Origin of the sequence: Streptomyces sp. NBC_00523, from assembly GCF_036346615.1 — a bacterium.
Lineage (GTDB): Bacteria > Actinomycetota > Actinomycetes > Streptomycetales > Streptomycetaceae > Streptomyces.
Genome location: NZ_CP107836.1, coordinates 4,138,368 through 4,153,675, shown reverse-complemented (window position 1 = coordinate 4,153,675; position 15,308 = coordinate 4,138,368). Strand labels below are relative to the sequence as shown.

Here is a 15,308-nt window from a genome sequence, read left to right as displayed (position 1 = left end):
CGGAAGCCCGCCCGGTTCCTCGTCTACTCCCTCCCCACCATCTTCGCGGTGGTGCTCGCACCGTCCAGCGCCTCGCGGACGATGTCGGCGTGACCACTGTGGTGGGCCGTCTCGCGGAAGATGTGCCACAGGACGTGGCGGACGGTCCAGCGGACCGGCTCGGGAGGGGACCAGGGGTACGCGGGCAGCACTATCGCGCGGTCGAGATCGGGTTCCTGCCGCACCACGCGGTCGAACGCGCCCGCCATCGCACGGAAGGTCTCCAGCAGTTCCGGCAGGGTTTCGGAGTCGGTCATCCGGTCGTTGTCCGGATCGAGATCGCTCCACTCGATCTTGGCCGGGGCGGTGCCGTCGATCACGGCGAGCCAGATGCGGTGCATCGAACCGAGGTGCTTGAGGATGCCGCCGAGGGTCAGCTCACTCACCGTCGTACGGGTCCGCGCCTGGTCGTCGTCGATCTTGGCGACGGTGTAGAGGAAGTTGGTGCGCTGGTCGTCCATGAGCGCGAGAAGATCGTCGCGTTCCGTCATGCAACCCTCCAAGTCGGCTGCTGTCAGCCTACGTTGGGAGGATCGGAGCGTTCGGGCGCGCGGTGCGCGGGCCCGAAATACGCCGCGCTCTCCTCGTCCGCCGGGTAGTACAGCTCGATCGCGATCTCGTCCAGCGTGATGTCCATCGGGGTGCCGAAGGTGGTGATGGTCGAGAACATCCGCACCTCGCGTCCGCCGAGCCTCAGGATCATCGGGATCACGACTTCGGACCCGGCGGCGATCGACGCGCCTTCCGCCTCGTCCTCCCCGCCGGGCGCCAGCAGCTCCTCGTACAGGGCGGCGAGGCGGGCGTCGGGGGCGGCGGCGAGCTGACGGCCGACGCGGGCCCGGAACAGCGTCCGCACGTCGACGAGGTTGACCACCAGGGGCGCGAATCCCCGGGGGTCCAGGCCCAGGCGCACGAGGTTGACCGGCGGGCGCAGCAGCTCGGGGGCGACGCCCGCGAAGAACGGCTCGACGGCCCGGTTGGCGCGCACGATGTCCCAGTGGCGGTCGAAGGCCACCGCCGGATACGGCTCGTGCGCCCGGAGCACCCGCTCGACCGCCTCCCGGGCCGCCGCCAGCGCGTCGTGCCCCAGGGGGCGTTCCGCGTACCGGGGCGCGAAGCCGGCCGCGAGGAGCAGCCGGTTGCGCTCGCGCAGGGGGACGTCCAGGTGCTCCGCCAGCCGGAGGACCATGTCGGCGCTGGGGTGCGACCTGCCGGTCTCCACGAGGCTGACGTGCCGGGGCGAGACGCCGGCCGAGAGCGCGAGGTCGAGCTGGCTGACGCCCCGGCGGTGGCGCCAGTGCCGCAGGAGTTCGCCGACTTTCCGCACGAGCGCCGACCGTACCGGCCGCCGGGGCCGCCCGCCATGACATGGCATTTCATCGACAGCCGGTGCGGCGGCGGAAAGCATGGGCCGCATGAGCGACGAGAACAGGAACATCGTGCGGCAGGCCCTGGCCACCCTGCTCGAAACCGGCAGCACCGAGGCGCTGGCCCCGCTCCTGAGCGAGGGCTTCACGCACCACCGGCCCGGCGGGATCACCTCCACCAAGGCGGAGTGGCTGGCGGCCGTGGAGGCGGCGATCGCCCCGACCGCCGGGATGGAGGTCGGGATCGATCACCTGCTGGCCGACGGCGACCACGTCGTGGTGCACTCCCGGCGCGGCCTTCCCGACGGCGGCCCGGAGATCGTGGTGGTGGACCTCTGGCGCGTCGAGCAGGGGCTGATCGCGGAGGGCTGGGAGGTCATCGAGCCGGTGGCGCGGGCGGCCGCGAACCTGTCGTGGTGGGAACCGGACGCGGGCTGACCGCGTCGGCCCCTGTCACCGCTTCGCGACCCCCCGCACCTGACTCCGTACCGCCCCCATGCTCGCCCCGATGACCAGCGCGATGGCGAGGGCGTCCGTCAGGGACAGGGCCTGGTGGAGGATGAGGAATCCGGCCATGGCGGCGATCGCGGGTTCCAGGCTCATCAGGATGGCGAAGGTGGGCGCGGGCAGACGGCGCAGCGCGATGAGTTCCAGGGTGTACGGGAGCACGGAGCTGAGGAGCGCGACGGCCGCGCCGAGCCCGAGCGTCGTGGGGACGAGGAGCTTGGAGCCCGCGTCCATGATGCCGAGGGGCAGCGAGAGGAGCGCGGCGACCACCATCGCCAGGGCGAGGCCGTCGGCCTGCGGGAAGCGGCGGCCGGTGCGGGCGCTGAAGACGATGTACGCCGCCCACATCACCCCGGCCCCCAGCGCGTAGGCGGCGCCGACCGGGTCGAGCCGGTCGAAGCCGCCGCCGCTGAGCAGGACGACGCCGCCGAGGGCGAGGGCCGCCCAGACGACGTTCACCAGGCGGCGCGAGGCGATCACGGACAGGGCGAGCGGGCCGAGCACTTCGAGGGTGACGGCGGCGCCGAGCGGAATGCGGTCGGCGGCCTGGTAGAACAGCGTGTTCATGCCGCCCATGGCGATGCCGAAGGCGACCACGGTGCCCCAGTCGGCCCGCGAGTGGCCGCGCAGCTTCGGCCGGCAGACGACGAGCAGGACGAGCGCGGCGGCGGCCAGCCGCAGCGTGACGACCCCGAGCGCCCCGGCCCGGGGCATCAGCAGCACCGCGATGGCGGCGCCGAACTGCACGGACAGCGCGCCCGCGACCACCAGCGCGACCGGGGCGAGCGCGGCCCGCCGCCCGTCGGGGCGCTCCGGACCGCCGAGCGCCGGGGCGGCGACCACCTCCGGCACGGCGACGGCAGCGGCTGCGGCCGGTTCTGCGGCGGCGGTCTGGTGGTTCACCGGGGGCCTGCCCTTCTGACTCCTGAAACGTGCGGTATTGCCTCACCAGCCAGGTTAACGGTCAGAAATTGACAAGTTGAAATCAGAAACAGAACAGGTCCCACCACAAGCTCTTCCCAAAGGGATCGTCAATTCTCATATAGTGACGGGGACTTAGCTGGGAATCTCCTGTTCCACTAGTCACGTTTGTCGCTCGCGTCACACAGGTCCGAATCGCCCCCGTCCGCCGCCGTCCGCCCCAAGGACTCCGCTTTGCGCCCCTCTACCCGGCCGACCGCACTGGCCCTTCTGGTCACGGTGGCCCTCTCCGCAGCCCTGAGCGTGTGGGCGACCTTCGCCGCTCCCGAATCGGCCAGGACCGCGGTGGCCTGGGGCTCCGGCGGGGCCGCCCTGCTCCTCGTGGCCGCCGTCACCACCGCCGTCCACGCCCGGGCCGCCGTGCGCCGCCTCCGCGCGACGCACGCCGCCGAGAGCGGCCGGTTCACGGCGGAGGTCTCCCGCATGGTCTCGGCCTCCGCCGCCGACGCCCAGCGGTTCACCGCGGAGAACGCCCGCATCAAGGCGGCCGCCGCCGCGGAGACGGCGAGGGCCAGGGAGGAGGCCGAGGCCGGCACCGCCCGCCTCACCGCCGAGAACGCCCGGCTGAAGGCCCGCACCGCGCGCGCCGAGACCGAGCGCTCCGCCGCCCTCACCGCCTGCGCCAACGCGGCCGGCCGGATGCAGGCCCTGGCCACGAGCATGCTCGCCGACCTCCGCGAGATGGAGCACCGGCACACCGCCGAGGACGTCCTCGCCGACCTCCTCCACCTCGACCACCGCACCGCCCAGGCCGGCCGCCTCGCCGACTCCATCGCCGTGCTCACCGGCGCCCGCTCCGGACGGCGCTGGGCCAAGCCCATCGTCATGGAGTCCGTGCTGCGCGGCGCGATGGGCCGGATCAGCGGCTACCAGCGCGTCCGGCTCCACTCCACCAGCGACGTCGCCGTCTCCGGCCACGCCGCCGAGGGCGTCATGCACGCCCTCGCCGAGCTCCTCGACAACGCCGCGAACTTCTCGCCACCCACCGCCGAGGTCCATGTGTACGTGGAGGAGGTCCCGGCCGGGATCGTCGTCACCGTCGAGGACAGCGGCCTCGTCATGAGCGACGTGCAGCTGCGCCGGGCGGAGCGCGCCGTCTCCGCCGACGACGCCGACCTCACCGGCCTGACCGGCACCCGCCTCGGGCTCGCCGTCGTCGGCCGGCTGGCCCGCAAGCACGGGCTGACCGTCTCCTTCCGGCCCTCCGCGCGCGGCGGCACCGGCGCGCTGATGATGCTCCCGCAGGAGATCGTCACCCGCGCCACCACGCCCCGGACCACCCCGGAACCCGCGCCCGCCGCCTCCGCGCCCGCCCCGGCGGCCGCCCCCGCCGGGACCGAGCCCGAGCCCGTCCACACCCTGGGGACGGACCCCGCCGCCCGGCCTTCCGCCCCCGAGCCCATGCGCTCCGACTCCGCCTCGGAGACCACCGGCAACCTCCCGAAGTTCGGCGAGAGCGGCCTGCCCAAGCGCTCGCGCGGGCGCACCCTGGCCGCCGCCGAGGCCCGGGCCCGGGCCACCGCCCCCGAACCCGCCCGGGAGACCGGCGCGGCGGAGGACGCACCCGACCCCAAGGCGCGGGCGGCCCGCTTCAGCAGCTTCCGCAACGCCGTACGGCCCGACTCCCCACCCCCGGAGGACAGCTCCCGATGACCGCCACCACCGACGAGAAGCTCAACTGGCTGCTGGAGGGGCTCCTCGAACGGACCCCCGGCGCCCGGCACGCCCTCGTGCTGTCGAGGGACGGCCTCAAGCTGTGCCGTACGCCCGAACTCTCCGTCGACCAGGCCGACCAGCTCGCCGCGATCTCCGCCGGCATCCAGAGCCTGTCCCACGGCGCGTCCGTGGAATTCGGCAACGGCAGCGGCGGCGTCCGCTCCGCCATGGCCGAGTTCTACGGCGGCATCCTCTTCATCGTGGAGGCGGGTGCGGGCGCCCACCTCGCGGTCGTCGCCGCCGAGAGCGCCGACGTGGGCCTCGTCGGCCACAACATGAGCGAGCTGGTCGAGCAGCTGGGCGAGCACCTGGTCGCCCCGCCGCGCGAACCCGTCGACACGGTCGCCGCCGCCCGGGGCACGGCCGTATGACACCCCGCCCCCGCCCCGGCAGGGACGACGCGCCGGACCGGCTGTACACCCTGACGGGCGGCCGCACCCGGTCCGACTCCGCCGCCTTCGACCTGGTCACCCTGGTCGTCGCCGAGTGCGAGCCGGCCCCCGGCATGCAGTCGGAGCACGTGGCGATCCTCCGGATGTGCGAGCGGCCCACCGCCGTCGTGGAGATCGCCGCCGATCTCGACCTGCCCGTGAGCATCGTGCGCATCCTGCTCTGCGATCTGCTCGACACCGGCCGGATCAGCGCCCGCCATCCGCGTACCGCACGCGTATCGGACCGGCTTCCCGCCCCCGACATCCTGGAACAGGTGCTCGTTGGACTCCGCAACCTCTGACCGCGCCGCCCTGAGAGCGACGGCCGACAACGGACTGAAGATAGTCGTGGTCGGCGGCTTCGGGGTCGGCAAGACCACCATGGTCCGATCCGTGAGCGAGATCCGTCCGCTCAACACGGAGGAGACGATGACCCGCGCGGGCGAGGCGGTCGACCACCTCGACGGCGTCGGGTCCAAGACGTCCACCACGGTCGCCTTCGACTTCGGCCGGATCAGCCTGGACGAACGCTCGGTGCTCTACCTGTTCGGCGCGCCCGGCCAGGAGCGCTTCTGGTTCCTCTGGGACCGGCTGTTCTCCGGCACCCTGGGCGCCGTCGTCCTCGTCGACACCCGGCGCCTGGCCGATTCCTGGTACGCGATCGACCGGCTCGAACACCACGGCACGCCGTTCATCGTCGCCTGCAACGACTTCGGCGGCCCGCTCCACACCGAGCAGCAGATCCGGGAGGCGCTCGACATCTCCCCGGACGTCCCGCTCGTGGAGTGCGACGCGCGCGACCGGTCCTCCAGCAAGTACGTGCTGATCACCCTGGTCGAGCATCTGCACCGGCTCTCGGCGGCCCGTACGGGGGACACCCCCGCGCCCGCCGAGGACACCCCCGCCCTGACCCCGGAGCCCACCCCGTGACCGAGTGCCCCCACGCGGCCGGTGCCGTGCCGCTGTCCGGACCCCGCTTCCAGGGCGACCCGGTGCGGCTGTACCGGGAGATCCGGCGCGACCACGGAGCCGTGGCGCCCGTCGTCCTGGACGGCGGGCTCCCCGCCTGGCTGGTCCTCGACTACCGCGAACTCCACCAGGTCACCAGCGACCCGGTGCTGTTCAGCCGCGACTCGGACCTCTGGAACCAGTGGGAGAACGTCCCCGCCGACTGGCCCCTGCTGCCCATGATCGGCCGCAAGCAGCCCTCGATCCTCTACACCGTCGGCCCCCGGCACGCCGAACGCGCCGCGATGATCGGCAACGCGCTGGAGGCGATCGACTCGTTCGCCCTCAAGCGCTTCGCCGAGGAGTTCGCCGACGAGCTGATCGACCGGTTCTGCTCCAAGGGCTCGACCGACATCATCGCCGAGTACGCCATGCTGCTCCCCGCCCGCGTCCTGGCCCGGATGTACGGCGTGAGCGACGCGGACGGCGACGCGCTCGTCGGCTCGATCAACGACATGATCGACGGCCGGGAACGCGCCCTGGCCGGCCAGCAGCACCTCGCCGCGACGATGCTGAAGCTGCTGGCCGACAAGCACGCCGAGCCCGGCGACGACGTCGCCACCCGGATGCTGGCCGACCCCGGCGGCTTCACGGACGAGGAGGTCATGCAGGACCTCATGGTCATGATGGCGGCGGGCCACCAGCCGACCGCGGACTGGATGGGCAACTCGCTGCGGCTGATGCTCACCGACGACCGCTTCGCCGCCTCGCTCTCCGGCGGCCGGCACAGCGTCGCCGAGGCCATGAACGAGGTGCTGTGGGAGGACACCCCCACGCAGAACGTCGCCGGCCGCTGGGCCGCGCGCGACACGCACCTCGGGGGCCGCCACGTCCGGGCGGGCGACCTGCTCCTCCTGGGCATCGCGGCCGCCAACTCCGACCCCCAGATCCGCGTCGACGGCTCGGCCCTGACCGGCGGCAACAGCGCCTTCCTGTCCTTCGGGCACGGCGAGCACCGCTGCCCGTTCCCGGCGCAGGAGACCGCCGAGGTCATCGCCCGTACCGGCATCGAGGTCCTGCTCGACCGCCTCCCGGACATCGACCTGGACGTCCCCGCCGGGCAGCTCACCCGGCGCCCCTCCCCCTGGCTGCGGGGCATGACCAGTCTGCCCGTCGTCTTCACACCCACCCCCGCCCTCGGAGGCCGGATATGACTCGCATCGCCCTCGACCCCTTCGTCGCCGACCTGGACGGCGAGAGCGCCGCCCTGCGCGCCGCGGGGCCGCTCGCCGAGGTCGAACTCCCCGGCGGGGTGCACTGTTACGCCGTCACGCACCACGCCGAGGCGAGACAGCTGCTCACCGACGCCCGGATCGTGAAGGACATCAACGTCTGGGGCGCCTGGCAGCGCGGCGAGATCCCGATGGACTGGCCGCTGATCGGCCTGGCCAACCCGGGCCGCTCGATGCTGACCGTCGACGGCGCCGACCACCGCCGGCTGCGCACCCTCGTCGCGCAGGCCCTCACCGTGAAGCGGGTGGAGCGGCTGCGTGCGGGCATCGAGGCGCTGACGACCGCGAGCCTGGACCGCCTCGCGGCCCTGCCCGAGGGCGAACGCGTCGACCTGAAGGCGGAGTTCGCCTACCCGCTGCCGATGAACGTGATCAGTGAGCTGATGGGCGTCGACGCCGCCGACCACCCCCGGCTCAAGGAGCTCTTCGAGAAGTTCTTCTCGACGCAGACGCCGCCGGAGGAGGTCCCGCAGATGATGGCGGACCTCGGCGCGCTCTTCACGAAGATCGTGGACGCGAAGCGGGCGGAGCCGGGCGACGACCTGACCAGCGCCCTGATCGAGGCCTCCGAGGACGGCGACCACCTCAGCAACGAGGAGATCGTCAACACGCTGCAACTGATCATCGCGGCGGGCCACGAGACGACGATCAGCCTCATCGTGAACGCGGTCGTCGCGCTGGAGACCCACCCCGAGCAGCGCAAGCAGGTCCTCTCCGGCGAGGTGCCGTGGGAGAACGTGATCGAGGAGACGCTGCGCTGGAACACCCCGACCTCGCACGTCCTGATCCGCTTCGCGACGGAGGACGTACAGGTCGGCGACAAGGTCCTGCCCAAGGGCGAGGCCCTGATCGTCTCCTTCGGCGCGCTGGGGCGCGACGAGCAGCAGCACGGCCCGACGGCCGGTGAGTTCGACGTGACGCGCTCGCCCAACCGGCACATCGCCTTCGGCCACGGCCCGCACGTCTGCCCGGGCGCGGCCCTCTCCCGGCTGGAGGCGGGCGTCGCCCTGCCCGCGCTCTACGAGCGCTTCCCGGAGCTGGAGCTGGCCGTTCCCGCCACCGAGCTGCGCAACAAGCCGATCGTGACGCAGAACGACCTCTTCGAACTGCCGGTCGAACTGAGCTGACCCGGGCCCCGACCCACGGGCCACGAGTCGGAACCCCTGTCTCATCCGACGGACAGGGTGCGTGGCCTCCGCACCGAGGCGTTACGCTCCGACTCGTGGCCGACATCCAGATTCCCGCTGACATCAAGCCCGCAGACGGGCGCTTCGGCGCCGGTCCCTCCAAGGTGCGGACCGAGGCGCTCGACGCGCTGGCCGCCACCGGCACGTCTCTGCTCGGTACGTCCCACCGCCAGGCACCGGTGAAGAACCTGGTCGGCGCGGTGCGCGAGGGCGTACGCGACCTCTTCTCCCTCCCCGAGGGTTACGAGGTGATCCTGGGCAACGGCGGCTCCACCGCCTTCTGGGACATCGCGACGCACGGTCTGATCGAGTCCAAGTCCCAGCACCTCAACTTCGGTGAGTTCTCCTCGAAGTTCGCGAAGGCCGCCAAGCTGGCCCCGTGGCTGGCGGACCCGACCGTCATCGCCTCCGACCCGGGCACGCACCCGGACCCGCGGGCCGAGGCGGGCGTCGACGTCTACGCCTTCACGCACAACGAGACCTCCACCGGTGTCGCCGCGCCCATCAAGCGCGTCGCGGGCGCCGACGAGGGCTCCCTCGTCCTGGTGGACGCCACCTCCGGCGCGGGCGGCCTCCCGGTCGACATCGCCGAGACGGACGTCTACTACTTCGCCCCGCAGAAGTCCTTCGCCTCCGACGGCGGCCTCTGGATCGGCGTCTTCTCCCCGGCCGCCCTGGAGCGCGCGGCCCGCGTCCACGCCTCGGGCCGGCACATCCCGGAGTTCTTCTCGCTGCCCACGGCGATCGACAACTCGCTGAAGAACCAGACGTACAACACCCCGGCGCTCGCCACGCTCTTCCTGCTGAACGAGCAGCTGACGTGGATGAACACCCAGGGCGGCCTGGACTTCACGACCGGCCGCACCGCCGCCTCCTCCGGCCACCTCTACGGCTGGGCCGAGGAGTCAAAGTACGCGACCCCGTTCGTCACCGACCCGGCCAAGCGCTCCCAGGTCATCGGCACGATCGACTTCGCGGACGAGATCGACGCCACCGCCGTCGCCAAGGCCCTCCGCGCCAACGGCATCGTCGACACCGAGCCCTACCGCAAGCTCGGCCGCAACCAGCTCCGCGTGGCCATGTTCCCCGCGATCGACCCGTCGGACGTCCAGGCCCTGACGGCCTGCATCGACTACGTGATCGAGAAGCTGTAGCCCGTACGTCGGCGAGGGCCCCGCACACCCGGTGTGCGGGGCCCTCGCCGTACGCTCACGCCCCGCCCAGCCCCCACCGCTCCTCCCCGTCCTCCCACTCGCCGGTCCGGGCCAGACCGGCCCCGGCGGCCACCGCCGCCGAGGCCGCGTGTTCGGGGTGGATGTGGGCGACGACAGTCGTGACGCCCACCTCCCGCAGATGCGCGACCAGGCCCCGGGCCGCTTCCCCGGCGTATCCCCGGCCCTGCCACGGGACGCCCACCACCCAGGCGATCTCGGCGCGGTCGCCGCGTACCGTCGCCTGTACGTAGCCCACGAGGGTGTCCCCGGCGCGCAGCACCCAGTTCCACCACAGCTCGGCCGGGTCCGGGGAGCCGGCCGTCTGGCGGGTGTAGCGGGCGCGCAGGGCCTCGGCGGTCTCCGGCTCGCCGCCCGTGAAGGCGTGCAGGGCCGGGTCGGCCAGGACGGCGGCCATCTCGTCCGCGTACTCCACCCGCAGGGGCAGGGCGTCCAGGCGGGGCGTGGCGAAGGGCTCGGGGGTGCGGGGGCTCATGGTCCGGGGACCTTACGCGAAACCCCTGCGGGGCGCCCCGCGCCCGGATGAGCCCGGGCCCGTACCGGCGGACCATGGAGGTATGGATACGGTCCCGCAGCTCAAGCCCTTCGTGAAGCAGTACGCGGTCCTGCTGAGCACGCGGCGGCAGGACGGGACGCACGCCGACACCCCGGTGAACATCGCGGTCGAGGGCGACCACGCCTACATCCGGACGTTCTCCTCGGCGTGGAAGGTGGAGCGCATGCGCAACCACCCGGTGGTGCGGATCGGCCCGTGCACCGTGCGCGGCCGCCCCACGGGCCCGCAGATCGAGGCCCACGCGCGCCTTCTCCCGGCGGGCTCGAAGGAGAACACGCACGCGTCGCGGATGCTGTCCCGCAAGTACCCGGCGATGCACGGGGTCCTCGTCCCGCTGACCCACAGGCTGAAGCGGGACCGGACGCTGCACTACGAGATCCGGCCGATGGAGCCCTGAGCGCGCTCAGCCCTTGCGGCGCCGCCGCCCCAGCAGGAGCAGCAGGAGGATCGCGCCGACCACGACGCCGCCGGTCACCGTGGTGCCCTTAACCGGCACCCCGTCCCCGCCATCGGCCGTGTCCTTCGTCCCCCCGGCCCGGTGCGTGGACCCGCCGCCGCCCCCGTCCCCGGTCTTCTTCAGGTCCACCCGCACGACACTGCTCCGCTCGCCCTCGGAGCCGTACATCAGGGCGGAGCCGTCCGCCGTGTACGTCACGGACTCGGACTGCGGCAGGAGCGGCGCGTCGACGGCGTAGTCCTTGCCGAGCCGCCCGTTCGCGAAGGCGTAGCCCCGGGCGCTGAAGTAGGAGCGCAGGACGAGCTCCTTGCCGTCCGGGGAGAACGCGCCGTCCGTCACCCAGGGCACTTCCCCGACCCGCCGGAAGACGTTGTCGCCGCCGGTGGTGAGCTTCGCGGGCCCCTCGTAGAGGCCGCCGCCGTCCTCGTTCTTCGAGGCGATGTAGACGCGCCCGGTCTTCGGGTGGACCATCAGCGCCTCCGCGTTGCGCGGCCCGTCGGCGTACTTCACGTCGTACTGGGTGGCCCGGACGGTCGCGTCCTTGAGCGTCTTCGGCTCGGGGAAGCGGTAGATCCAGACGTGGTCCCAGCTGCCGTTGAGGTTGTCGCCGATGTCGCCGACGTAGATGTCCCCGTCCGGCCCGATCGAGATGGCCTCGACGTCGCGGGGGGCGCCGACGCCCTTCATGGTGATCGTCGCGACGGTCTTGCCCGTACGGGAATCGACCGCGAAGACGTACGGACCGTCGTCGCTGTCGTTGTGCGTCCAGTAGATCCCCGGGTGGAGCCGGCTCGCGGCGAGCCCGCTGGACTCGGTGATCCGGGGGTCCTCGATGGTGAAGCTCCGGTCGGGCCCGTCGTCGGCGAGCGCGGGGGCCGCGGCGAGGGCGAGAAGCACGACGGCGGTGCCCAGGGAGGACGTCATTCGGTACGAACGCATGGCACAAGTGTCCATCGTCACCTACCGGCGCGTAGCCAAGATCCGCCATGATGGCGCCATGCGTTTCATGTGTGTCGGCGATTCCATGACCATCGGGCGCGCCGGCGACGTCACGTGGCGCTACCGCATGTGGCAGCACCTGGAGGCCGCACCGGACGGCCCGCACGAGCTGGTGGGCCCGCGCACGGCCCTGTACGACGCCGATACGGGCACGGCCTCGTCCTCCGCGTACGCCGCCGACGACTTCCCGCCCGCCGCGCGCCGCCACCTCTCGGGCTGGGGCGAGGGCTGGCTCCACATGGCCCCGCTGATCGCGGACGCGGTGACCGCGCACCGGCCGGACGTGCTGCTGGTCTCCCTCGGCCTGATAGACCTCGGCTTCTACACGGACAGCGCGCAGACGGCGGAGAACGCCGCCGCGTTCCTGACGGCGGCCCGCGAGGCGAACCCGCGCATCCGCGTGGTGCTGCTCCCCGTGATCCCGAACGTCCGGGCGGAGACGGACGCCCCGTTCGCGGCGGAGTGCGCGCACTTCAACGAAGCGCTGGCGAAGACGGTGGCGGACGCGTCCACCCCGCAATCCCCCCTCCTCCTGGCCTCCCACCCCCCGGCGTACGACATCCACACCTCCACGTACGACGGCACCCACCCGAACCCCACGGGCGAACACCACCTGGCAGCGGCCTTCGCGGACGCGATGCACGAGGCGTGGGGCGTGGGCGGCCGATACGCGGCGACGGCCGCCTTCGCAGTCAGTAGTGGTAGCGGGCCGCGAGGATGACGATTTCCTCGGCCGTGACCAGGTAGACGAGCCGGTGCTCGTCATCGATGCGGCGCGACCACGCTCCGGGCAAGTGGTACTTCAACGGCTCCGGCTTGCCGATGCCCGTGAACGGGTCGCGCTTGACGTCCTCGATGAGCTTGTTGATCCGCGCGAGCATCTTGCGGTCGTTCTTGAGCCAGGACGTGTAGTCCTCCCAGCCCTGGTCCTCGAAGACAAGCCTCACTCGGCACCCTCAGCCGGATCGATCAGCTCACGCTCCGACACGTCGACGTGAGCCAGTGCGTTCTCGTAGGCCTTGAGCAGCCGTCGCGCATTCGCCGGAGAACGCAGCAGGTACGAGCCCTCACGCAGAGCCGCGTAGTCATCGGCGGAGACGAGCACGGCATTGCCGTGCTTGGAGACGATCTCGATGGCCTCGTGATCGTCGTTGACCTTCTTGATCAGCGGAAAGAGAGCCTTGCGGGCTTCACTCGCGGTTATGGACATGGCTCAGCCTTCCCTTCAAGAGTGGTACTCGATAACGTACCACTCTCGGCACCCTCGGCAAGAGGTCCCCGCGTCGGGGACCCGTTGTTCGCGGGCGAGGAAGGAATCCGGCATGGAGGAGCTGCGGGGCGGCTACAGGGGGCTCTTCTGGGTGGTGTCGGTGCTGTGCGGGGCCGATCTCCTGTGCATGGCCTCGACCTGGCTGCCCGGTGCGTACACCGTGCCGGAGTGGCTCGTCATCGGACTGTGCCTCGCGATGTTCCCGGCCTTCTTCGTCGCGATGATCTGCAGCCTCATCAGTGGAGCGGCGGCCCAGCTGATGGGCTCCCGCAATGCCGGGCGGCTCGGCAGTTACGTCCTGCTGCTGCCACGCGCCCTCAAGTTCGCCTACGCGGGCGCCATCTGCCTGGCCGCGCTCGGCGTCGCGACCGGCGCCGGCACGGCCCAGGACACGAAAGCAGACGCGTCGGGCTACTACTACACCTACTGGGACAGGACCGCGAACCCTCAGCACAGCGTCAGAGTGGAGCTGACCGAGCCCGCGTACTTCGAGGCGCTGAAGGGACAACTCCGGATCTTCAGCGCCATCCCCGCCGTGCTCCTGGCGTCCAGCAGCTTCCTCGTCCTCGCCTCCGCGTCGGCGTCCGCGGGCCGCACCGGGACGGCTCCGGAGTTCCTGTGACACGGCGGCCCCGTCACCCCGAAGGCTTCGCCCGTACGTGCATCCGCTCGCCCTGCGGTCCGAACAGGCTCAGGAACTCCACCGGGTCCGGTCCCGCCGCCCCCCACCAGTGCGGCGTATGGGTGTCGAACTCGGCCGCCTCGCCCGCCGTCAGGACCAGGTCGTGGTCCCCCAGGACCAGCCGCAGCCGCCCCGACAGGACGTACAGCCACTCGTAGCCCTCGTGCACCCGTTGCTCGACCGGGCCGGACGGGCCCGTCGCCCCCGGCATGACCTGCTTGTACGCGTTGACGCCGCCGAGATGCCGGGTGAGCGGGACGAAGGTCATCCCGTGGCGCTTGAAGGGGCGGAAGGTGACGCGGGGATCGCCCGTGTCCGGCGCGCCGACCAGTTCGTCCAGCTGGACGCCGTACGCCTTCGCCAGGGGCAGCAGCAGTTCGAGCGTGGGTTTGCGGCCGCCCGACTCCAGGCGGGAGAGCGTGCTGAGCGAGATGCCTGTCGTCTCGCTCAGCTGCGTCAGCGTCGTCCCGCGCTCGGTGCGCAGCGCGCGGAGGCGGGGGCCGACGCCCGTCAGGACGGCGGCCAGGTCCTCGTCACCCATCGGGTCTGCCATGGTTCCATTTGCCGACCCGGCAAGGCACCTTGTCAACCGGTGGCGCCCGGGGAGCCCGGTTCCGCCGGACCGATCATCGCCATCGACAGCCGCGTGAACTCACTGGTCAGCCACTCCGGCGGCACCTGCCGGGGCCGCCGCCCGTGGTGCGCCAGCAGCTCGTCCACGGACCGCGTCAGCACCTTCACCACCACCGCGAGGTCGCCGTCCACGCCGTGCCCCCGCGTCCGGGCCCGCTCGGACTCCGCCGTCAGGAACTCCACCCACACAGCGCGCCACATCGAGAGGTGCTCCTCCATCGCCCGGCTCACGCCCAGCACCTCCACGAAGGCGACCCGGGCCGCCTGCGGGTCCCGCGTCACGGCCCGGACATACGCCTCGAAGAGCCTGCGGACCCGCTCCTCGGTCGGACAGGTCTCCATGCCCTCCGCCGCCAGCTCCGCCTGCGCGGCCTGCATCCCGGTCATCGCGACCTCGTCGTACAGGTCGGTGAGCAGCGCCTCGCGCGAGGCGAACTCGCGGTGGAAGTCCCGGACCTCCACCTGCGCCTCCGCGCACAGATCCTCGACAGACGTGTGCGCGTAGCCGTACACCGCGAACAACGTCCGCCCGGCCGCCATGAGTTGCGCGCGCACCCGCGCGGGGTCGCGCACCGCTCGTACGCCGTCCCAAAGCTCCACCACGGTATCCACCACGGGTCCTCCTCAGTCCGTCCAGGCATACGGAGCGTAACGACACAATCACCGTACTGCACCCATCTCGCCCCCCACCACGCCCATAAGCGGCCCGAACAGCAGTGCCGTTCCCCGGAACGGGAGCATGCGCCCCACACCTCCGACAGATATTCGATTCGACCACCCGGCGGGGCGGTTCCCGGTGATTGAATGAACTCGCCCTGCCACAGGCCGACTTGCCTGCGCAAAGAGAGAGTTCGGTCCCCCGCCTCGAAAGGGACCCGTGCGCCCCTCGGAATTCCCCGGCGAGGCCGGGATGCGGACAAAGGTCATAGACGCCTGCGAGTTGCCTCGGCGCCACGGCCTGCCACGCCATGCGCGAGGGGACCACGACGGTGCAGGCCTTCGCGGGCATCA

Annotated in this window: 20 protein-coding genes; 11 read left to right on the top strand and 9 right to left on the bottom strand. The window is 71.9% G+C overall.

Annotated elements, in window-relative coordinates; translation table 11 throughout:
- Positions 1-23: 23 nt before the first annotated feature.
- Both OHS17_RS18875 and OHS17_RS18870 read right to left on the bottom strand, forming a co-directional pair.
- Complete coding sequence (locus OHS17_RS18875) at positions 24-530, bottom strand: DinB family protein (protein ID WP_330313122.1); 507 nt, start codon at positions 528-530, stop codon at positions 24-26.
- Positions 531-553: 23 nt separating this feature from the next.
- Positions 554-1,414 carry a helix-turn-helix domain-containing protein gene (locus OHS17_RS18870; RefSeq protein ID WP_443066140.1) on the bottom strand — a complete coding sequence of 287 codons (861 nt, stop codon included), beginning with the start codon at positions 1,412-1,414 and terminating at the stop codon, positions 554-556.
- Between the two features lie 40 nt (positions 1,415-1,454).
- Here OHS17_RS18870 and OHS17_RS18865 point away from each other — a divergent pair, with 40 nt between their 5' ends.
- Complete coding sequence (locus OHS17_RS18865) at positions 1,455-1,844, top strand: nuclear transport factor 2 family protein (protein ID WP_330313120.1); 390 nt, start codon at positions 1,455-1,457, stop codon at positions 1,842-1,844.
- A gap of 15 nt (positions 1,845-1,859) precedes the next feature.
- On the opposite strand, the gene OHS17_RS18860 is transcribed toward OHS17_RS18865, so the two are convergent.
- The gene (locus OHS17_RS18860; protein ID WP_330313119.1) at positions 1,860-2,816 is read right to left on the bottom strand and encodes an EamA family transporter; all 957 of its coding nucleotides are present in this window, start codon (positions 2,814-2,816) and stop codon (positions 1,860-1,862) included.
- A 252-nt stretch (positions 2,817-3,068) separates the two neighbouring features.
- Here OHS17_RS18860 and OHS17_RS18855 point away from each other — a divergent pair, with 252 nt between their 5' ends.
- The 7 genes from OHS17_RS18855 to serC all read left to right on the top strand — a co-directional run bounded on the left by OHS17_RS18855 (position 3,069) and on the right by serC (position 9,622).
- On the top strand, positions 3,069-4,547 hold the full coding sequence (locus OHS17_RS18855; protein WP_330313118.1) for a sensor histidine kinase: 1,479 nt from the start codon (positions 3,069-3,071) through the stop codon (positions 4,545-4,547).
- Entirely contained in the window at positions 4,544-4,981 is a 438-nt protein-coding gene (locus OHS17_RS18850) for a roadblock/LC7 domain-containing protein (protein WP_330313117.1), read from the top strand. The genes OHS17_RS18855 and OHS17_RS18850 overlap by 4 nt, the downstream gene beginning before the upstream one ends.
- Positions 4,978-5,343 carry a DUF742 domain-containing protein gene (locus OHS17_RS18845; protein WP_161211670.1) on the top strand — a complete coding sequence of 122 codons (366 nt, stop codon included), beginning with the start codon at positions 4,978-4,980 and terminating at the stop codon, positions 5,341-5,343. The genes OHS17_RS18850 and OHS17_RS18845 overlap by 4 nt, the downstream gene beginning before the upstream one ends.
- Positions 5,324-5,971: a GTP-binding protein gene (locus OHS17_RS18840; RefSeq protein WP_026171310.1), complete on the top strand. Its 648-nt coding sequence runs from the start codon at positions 5,324-5,326 to the stop codon at positions 5,969-5,971. Before OHS17_RS18845 ends, OHS17_RS18840 begins: the two co-directional genes overlap by 20 nt.
- The gene (locus OHS17_RS18835) at positions 5,968-7,203 is read left to right on the top strand and encodes a cytochrome P450 (RefSeq protein ID WP_018101476.1); all 1,236 of its coding nucleotides are present in this window, start codon (positions 5,968-5,970) and stop codon (positions 7,201-7,203) included. The genes OHS17_RS18840 and OHS17_RS18835 overlap by 4 nt, the downstream gene beginning before the upstream one ends.
- On the top strand, positions 7,200-8,408 hold the full coding sequence (locus OHS17_RS18830; protein WP_161211668.1) for a cytochrome P450 family protein: 1,209 nt from the start codon (positions 7,200-7,202) through the stop codon (positions 8,406-8,408). The genes OHS17_RS18835 and OHS17_RS18830 overlap by 4 nt, the downstream gene beginning before the upstream one ends.
- A gap of 95 nt (positions 8,409-8,503) precedes the next feature.
- Entirely contained in the window at positions 8,504-9,622 is a 1,119-nt protein-coding gene (gene serC / locus OHS17_RS18825) for a phosphoserine transaminase (RefSeq protein ID WP_330313116.1), read from the top strand.
- A gap of 55 nt (positions 9,623-9,677) precedes the next feature.
- Here the strand turns inward: serC and OHS17_RS18820 are convergent, their stop codons facing one another.
- A complete protein-coding gene (locus OHS17_RS18820; RefSeq protein WP_330313115.1) occupies positions 9,678-10,175 on the bottom strand; it encodes a GNAT family N-acetyltransferase in 498 nt (165 codons plus the stop codon).
- An 82-nt stretch (positions 10,176-10,257) separates the two neighbouring features.
- Between OHS17_RS18820 and OHS17_RS18815 the strand changes: the two genes are divergently transcribed.
- The gene (locus tag OHS17_RS18815; protein ID WP_330313114.1) at positions 10,258-10,653 is read left to right on the top strand and encodes a PPOX class F420-dependent oxidoreductase; all 396 of its coding nucleotides are present in this window, start codon (positions 10,258-10,260) and stop codon (positions 10,651-10,653) included.
- Positions 10,654-10,659: 6 nt separating this feature from the next.
- Here OHS17_RS18815 and OHS17_RS18810 read toward each other — a convergent pair whose 3' ends face one another.
- On the bottom strand, positions 10,660-11,652 hold the full coding sequence (locus OHS17_RS18810; protein ID WP_330313113.1) for a WD40 repeat domain-containing protein: 993 nt from the start codon (positions 11,650-11,652) through the stop codon (positions 10,660-10,662).
- Between the two features lie 7 nt (positions 11,653-11,659).
- Between OHS17_RS18810 and OHS17_RS18805 the strand changes: the two genes are divergently transcribed.
- Entirely contained in the window at positions 11,660-12,433 is a 774-nt protein-coding gene (locus OHS17_RS18805) for a GDSL-type esterase/lipase family protein (protein WP_330315292.1), read from the top strand.
- Here the strand turns inward: OHS17_RS18805 and OHS17_RS18800 are convergent.
- Both OHS17_RS18800 and OHS17_RS18795 read right to left on the bottom strand, forming a co-directional pair.
- Positions 12,405-12,659, bottom strand: coding sequence for a Txe/YoeB family addiction module toxin (locus tag OHS17_RS18800; protein ID WP_330313112.1), 255 nt, complete (start codon positions 12,657-12,659; stop codon positions 12,405-12,407). The two genes, OHS17_RS18805 and OHS17_RS18800, sit on opposite strands and share 29 nt — an antisense overlap.
- On the bottom strand, positions 12,656-12,922 hold the full coding sequence (locus OHS17_RS18795) for a type II toxin-antitoxin system Phd/YefM family antitoxin (protein WP_330313111.1): 267 nt from the start codon (positions 12,920-12,922) through the stop codon (positions 12,656-12,658). Before OHS17_RS18795 ends, OHS17_RS18800 begins: the two co-directional genes overlap by 4 nt.
- A gap of 112 nt (positions 12,923-13,034) precedes the next feature.
- Here OHS17_RS18795 and OHS17_RS18790 point away from each other — a divergent pair, with 112 nt between their 5' ends.
- Positions 13,035-13,604, top strand: coding sequence for a hypothetical protein (locus OHS17_RS18790; RefSeq protein WP_330313110.1), 570 nt, complete (start codon positions 13,035-13,037; stop codon positions 13,602-13,604).
- A 13-nt stretch (positions 13,605-13,617) separates the two neighbouring features.
- Here OHS17_RS18790 and OHS17_RS18785 read toward each other — a convergent pair whose 3' ends face one another.
- Both OHS17_RS18785 and OHS17_RS18780 read right to left on the bottom strand, forming a co-directional pair.
- Positions 13,618-14,205 (bottom strand): helix-turn-helix domain-containing protein, encoded by a 588-nt coding sequence (locus OHS17_RS18785; protein ID WP_330315291.1) that lies wholly within the window; start codon positions 14,203-14,205, stop codon positions 13,618-13,620.
- A gap of 44 nt (positions 14,206-14,249) precedes the next feature.
- On the bottom strand, positions 14,250-14,912 hold the full coding sequence (locus OHS17_RS18780) for a TetR/AcrR family transcriptional regulator (RefSeq protein WP_330313109.1): 663 nt from the start codon (positions 14,910-14,912) through the stop codon (positions 14,250-14,252).
- Between the last annotated feature and the right edge of the window lie 396 nt (positions 14,913-15,308).

What these genes read in the sequence shown, in the direction of transcription:
- OHS17_RS18810 (WP_330313113.1), bottom strand. Translation starts at nt 11,652, where the DNA reads ATGCGTTCGTACCGAATGACGTCCTCCCTGGGCACCGCCGTCGTGCTT.
- OHS17_RS18795 (WP_330313111.1), bottom strand. Translation starts at nt 12,922, where the DNA reads ATGTCCATAACCGCGAGTGAAGCCCGCAAGGCTCTCTTTCCGCTGATC.
- OHS17_RS18820 (WP_330313115.1), bottom strand. Translation starts at nt 10,175, where the DNA reads ATGAGCCCCCGCACCCCCGAGCCCTTCGCCACGCCCCGCCTGGACGCC.
- OHS17_RS18875 (WP_330313122.1), bottom strand. Translation starts at nt 530, where the DNA reads ATGACGGAACGCGACGATCTTCTCGCGCTCATGGACGACCAGCGCACC.
- OHS17_RS18850 (WP_330313117.1), top strand. Translation starts at nt 4,544, where the DNA reads ATGACCGCCACCACCGACGAGAAGCTCAACTGGCTGCTGGAGGGGCTC.
- OHS17_RS18845 (WP_161211670.1), top strand. Translation starts at nt 4,978, where the DNA reads ATGACACCCCGCCCCCGCCCCGGCAGGGACGACGCGCCGGACCGGCTG.
- OHS17_RS18870 (WP_443066140.1), bottom strand. Translation starts at nt 1,414, where the DNA reads ATGCCATGTCATGGCGGGCGGCCCCGGCGGCCGGTACGGTCGGCGCTC.
- OHS17_RS18815 (WP_330313114.1), top strand. Translation starts at nt 10,258, where the DNA reads ATGGATACGGTCCCGCAGCTCAAGCCCTTCGTGAAGCAGTACGCGGTC.
- OHS17_RS18865 (WP_330313120.1), top strand. Translation starts at nt 1,455, where the DNA reads ATGAGCGACGAGAACAGGAACATCGTGCGGCAGGCCCTGGCCACCCTG.
- OHS17_RS18785 (WP_330315291.1), bottom strand. Translation starts at nt 14,205, where the DNA reads ATGGGTGACGAGGACCTGGCCGCCGTCCTGACGGGCGTCGGCCCCCGC.
- OHS17_RS18830 (WP_161211668.1), top strand. Translation starts at nt 7,200, where the DNA reads ATGACTCGCATCGCCCTCGACCCCTTCGTCGCCGACCTGGACGGCGAG.
- OHS17_RS18790 (WP_330313110.1), top strand. Translation starts at nt 13,035, where the DNA reads ATGGAGGAGCTGCGGGGCGGCTACAGGGGGCTCTTCTGGGTGGTGTCG.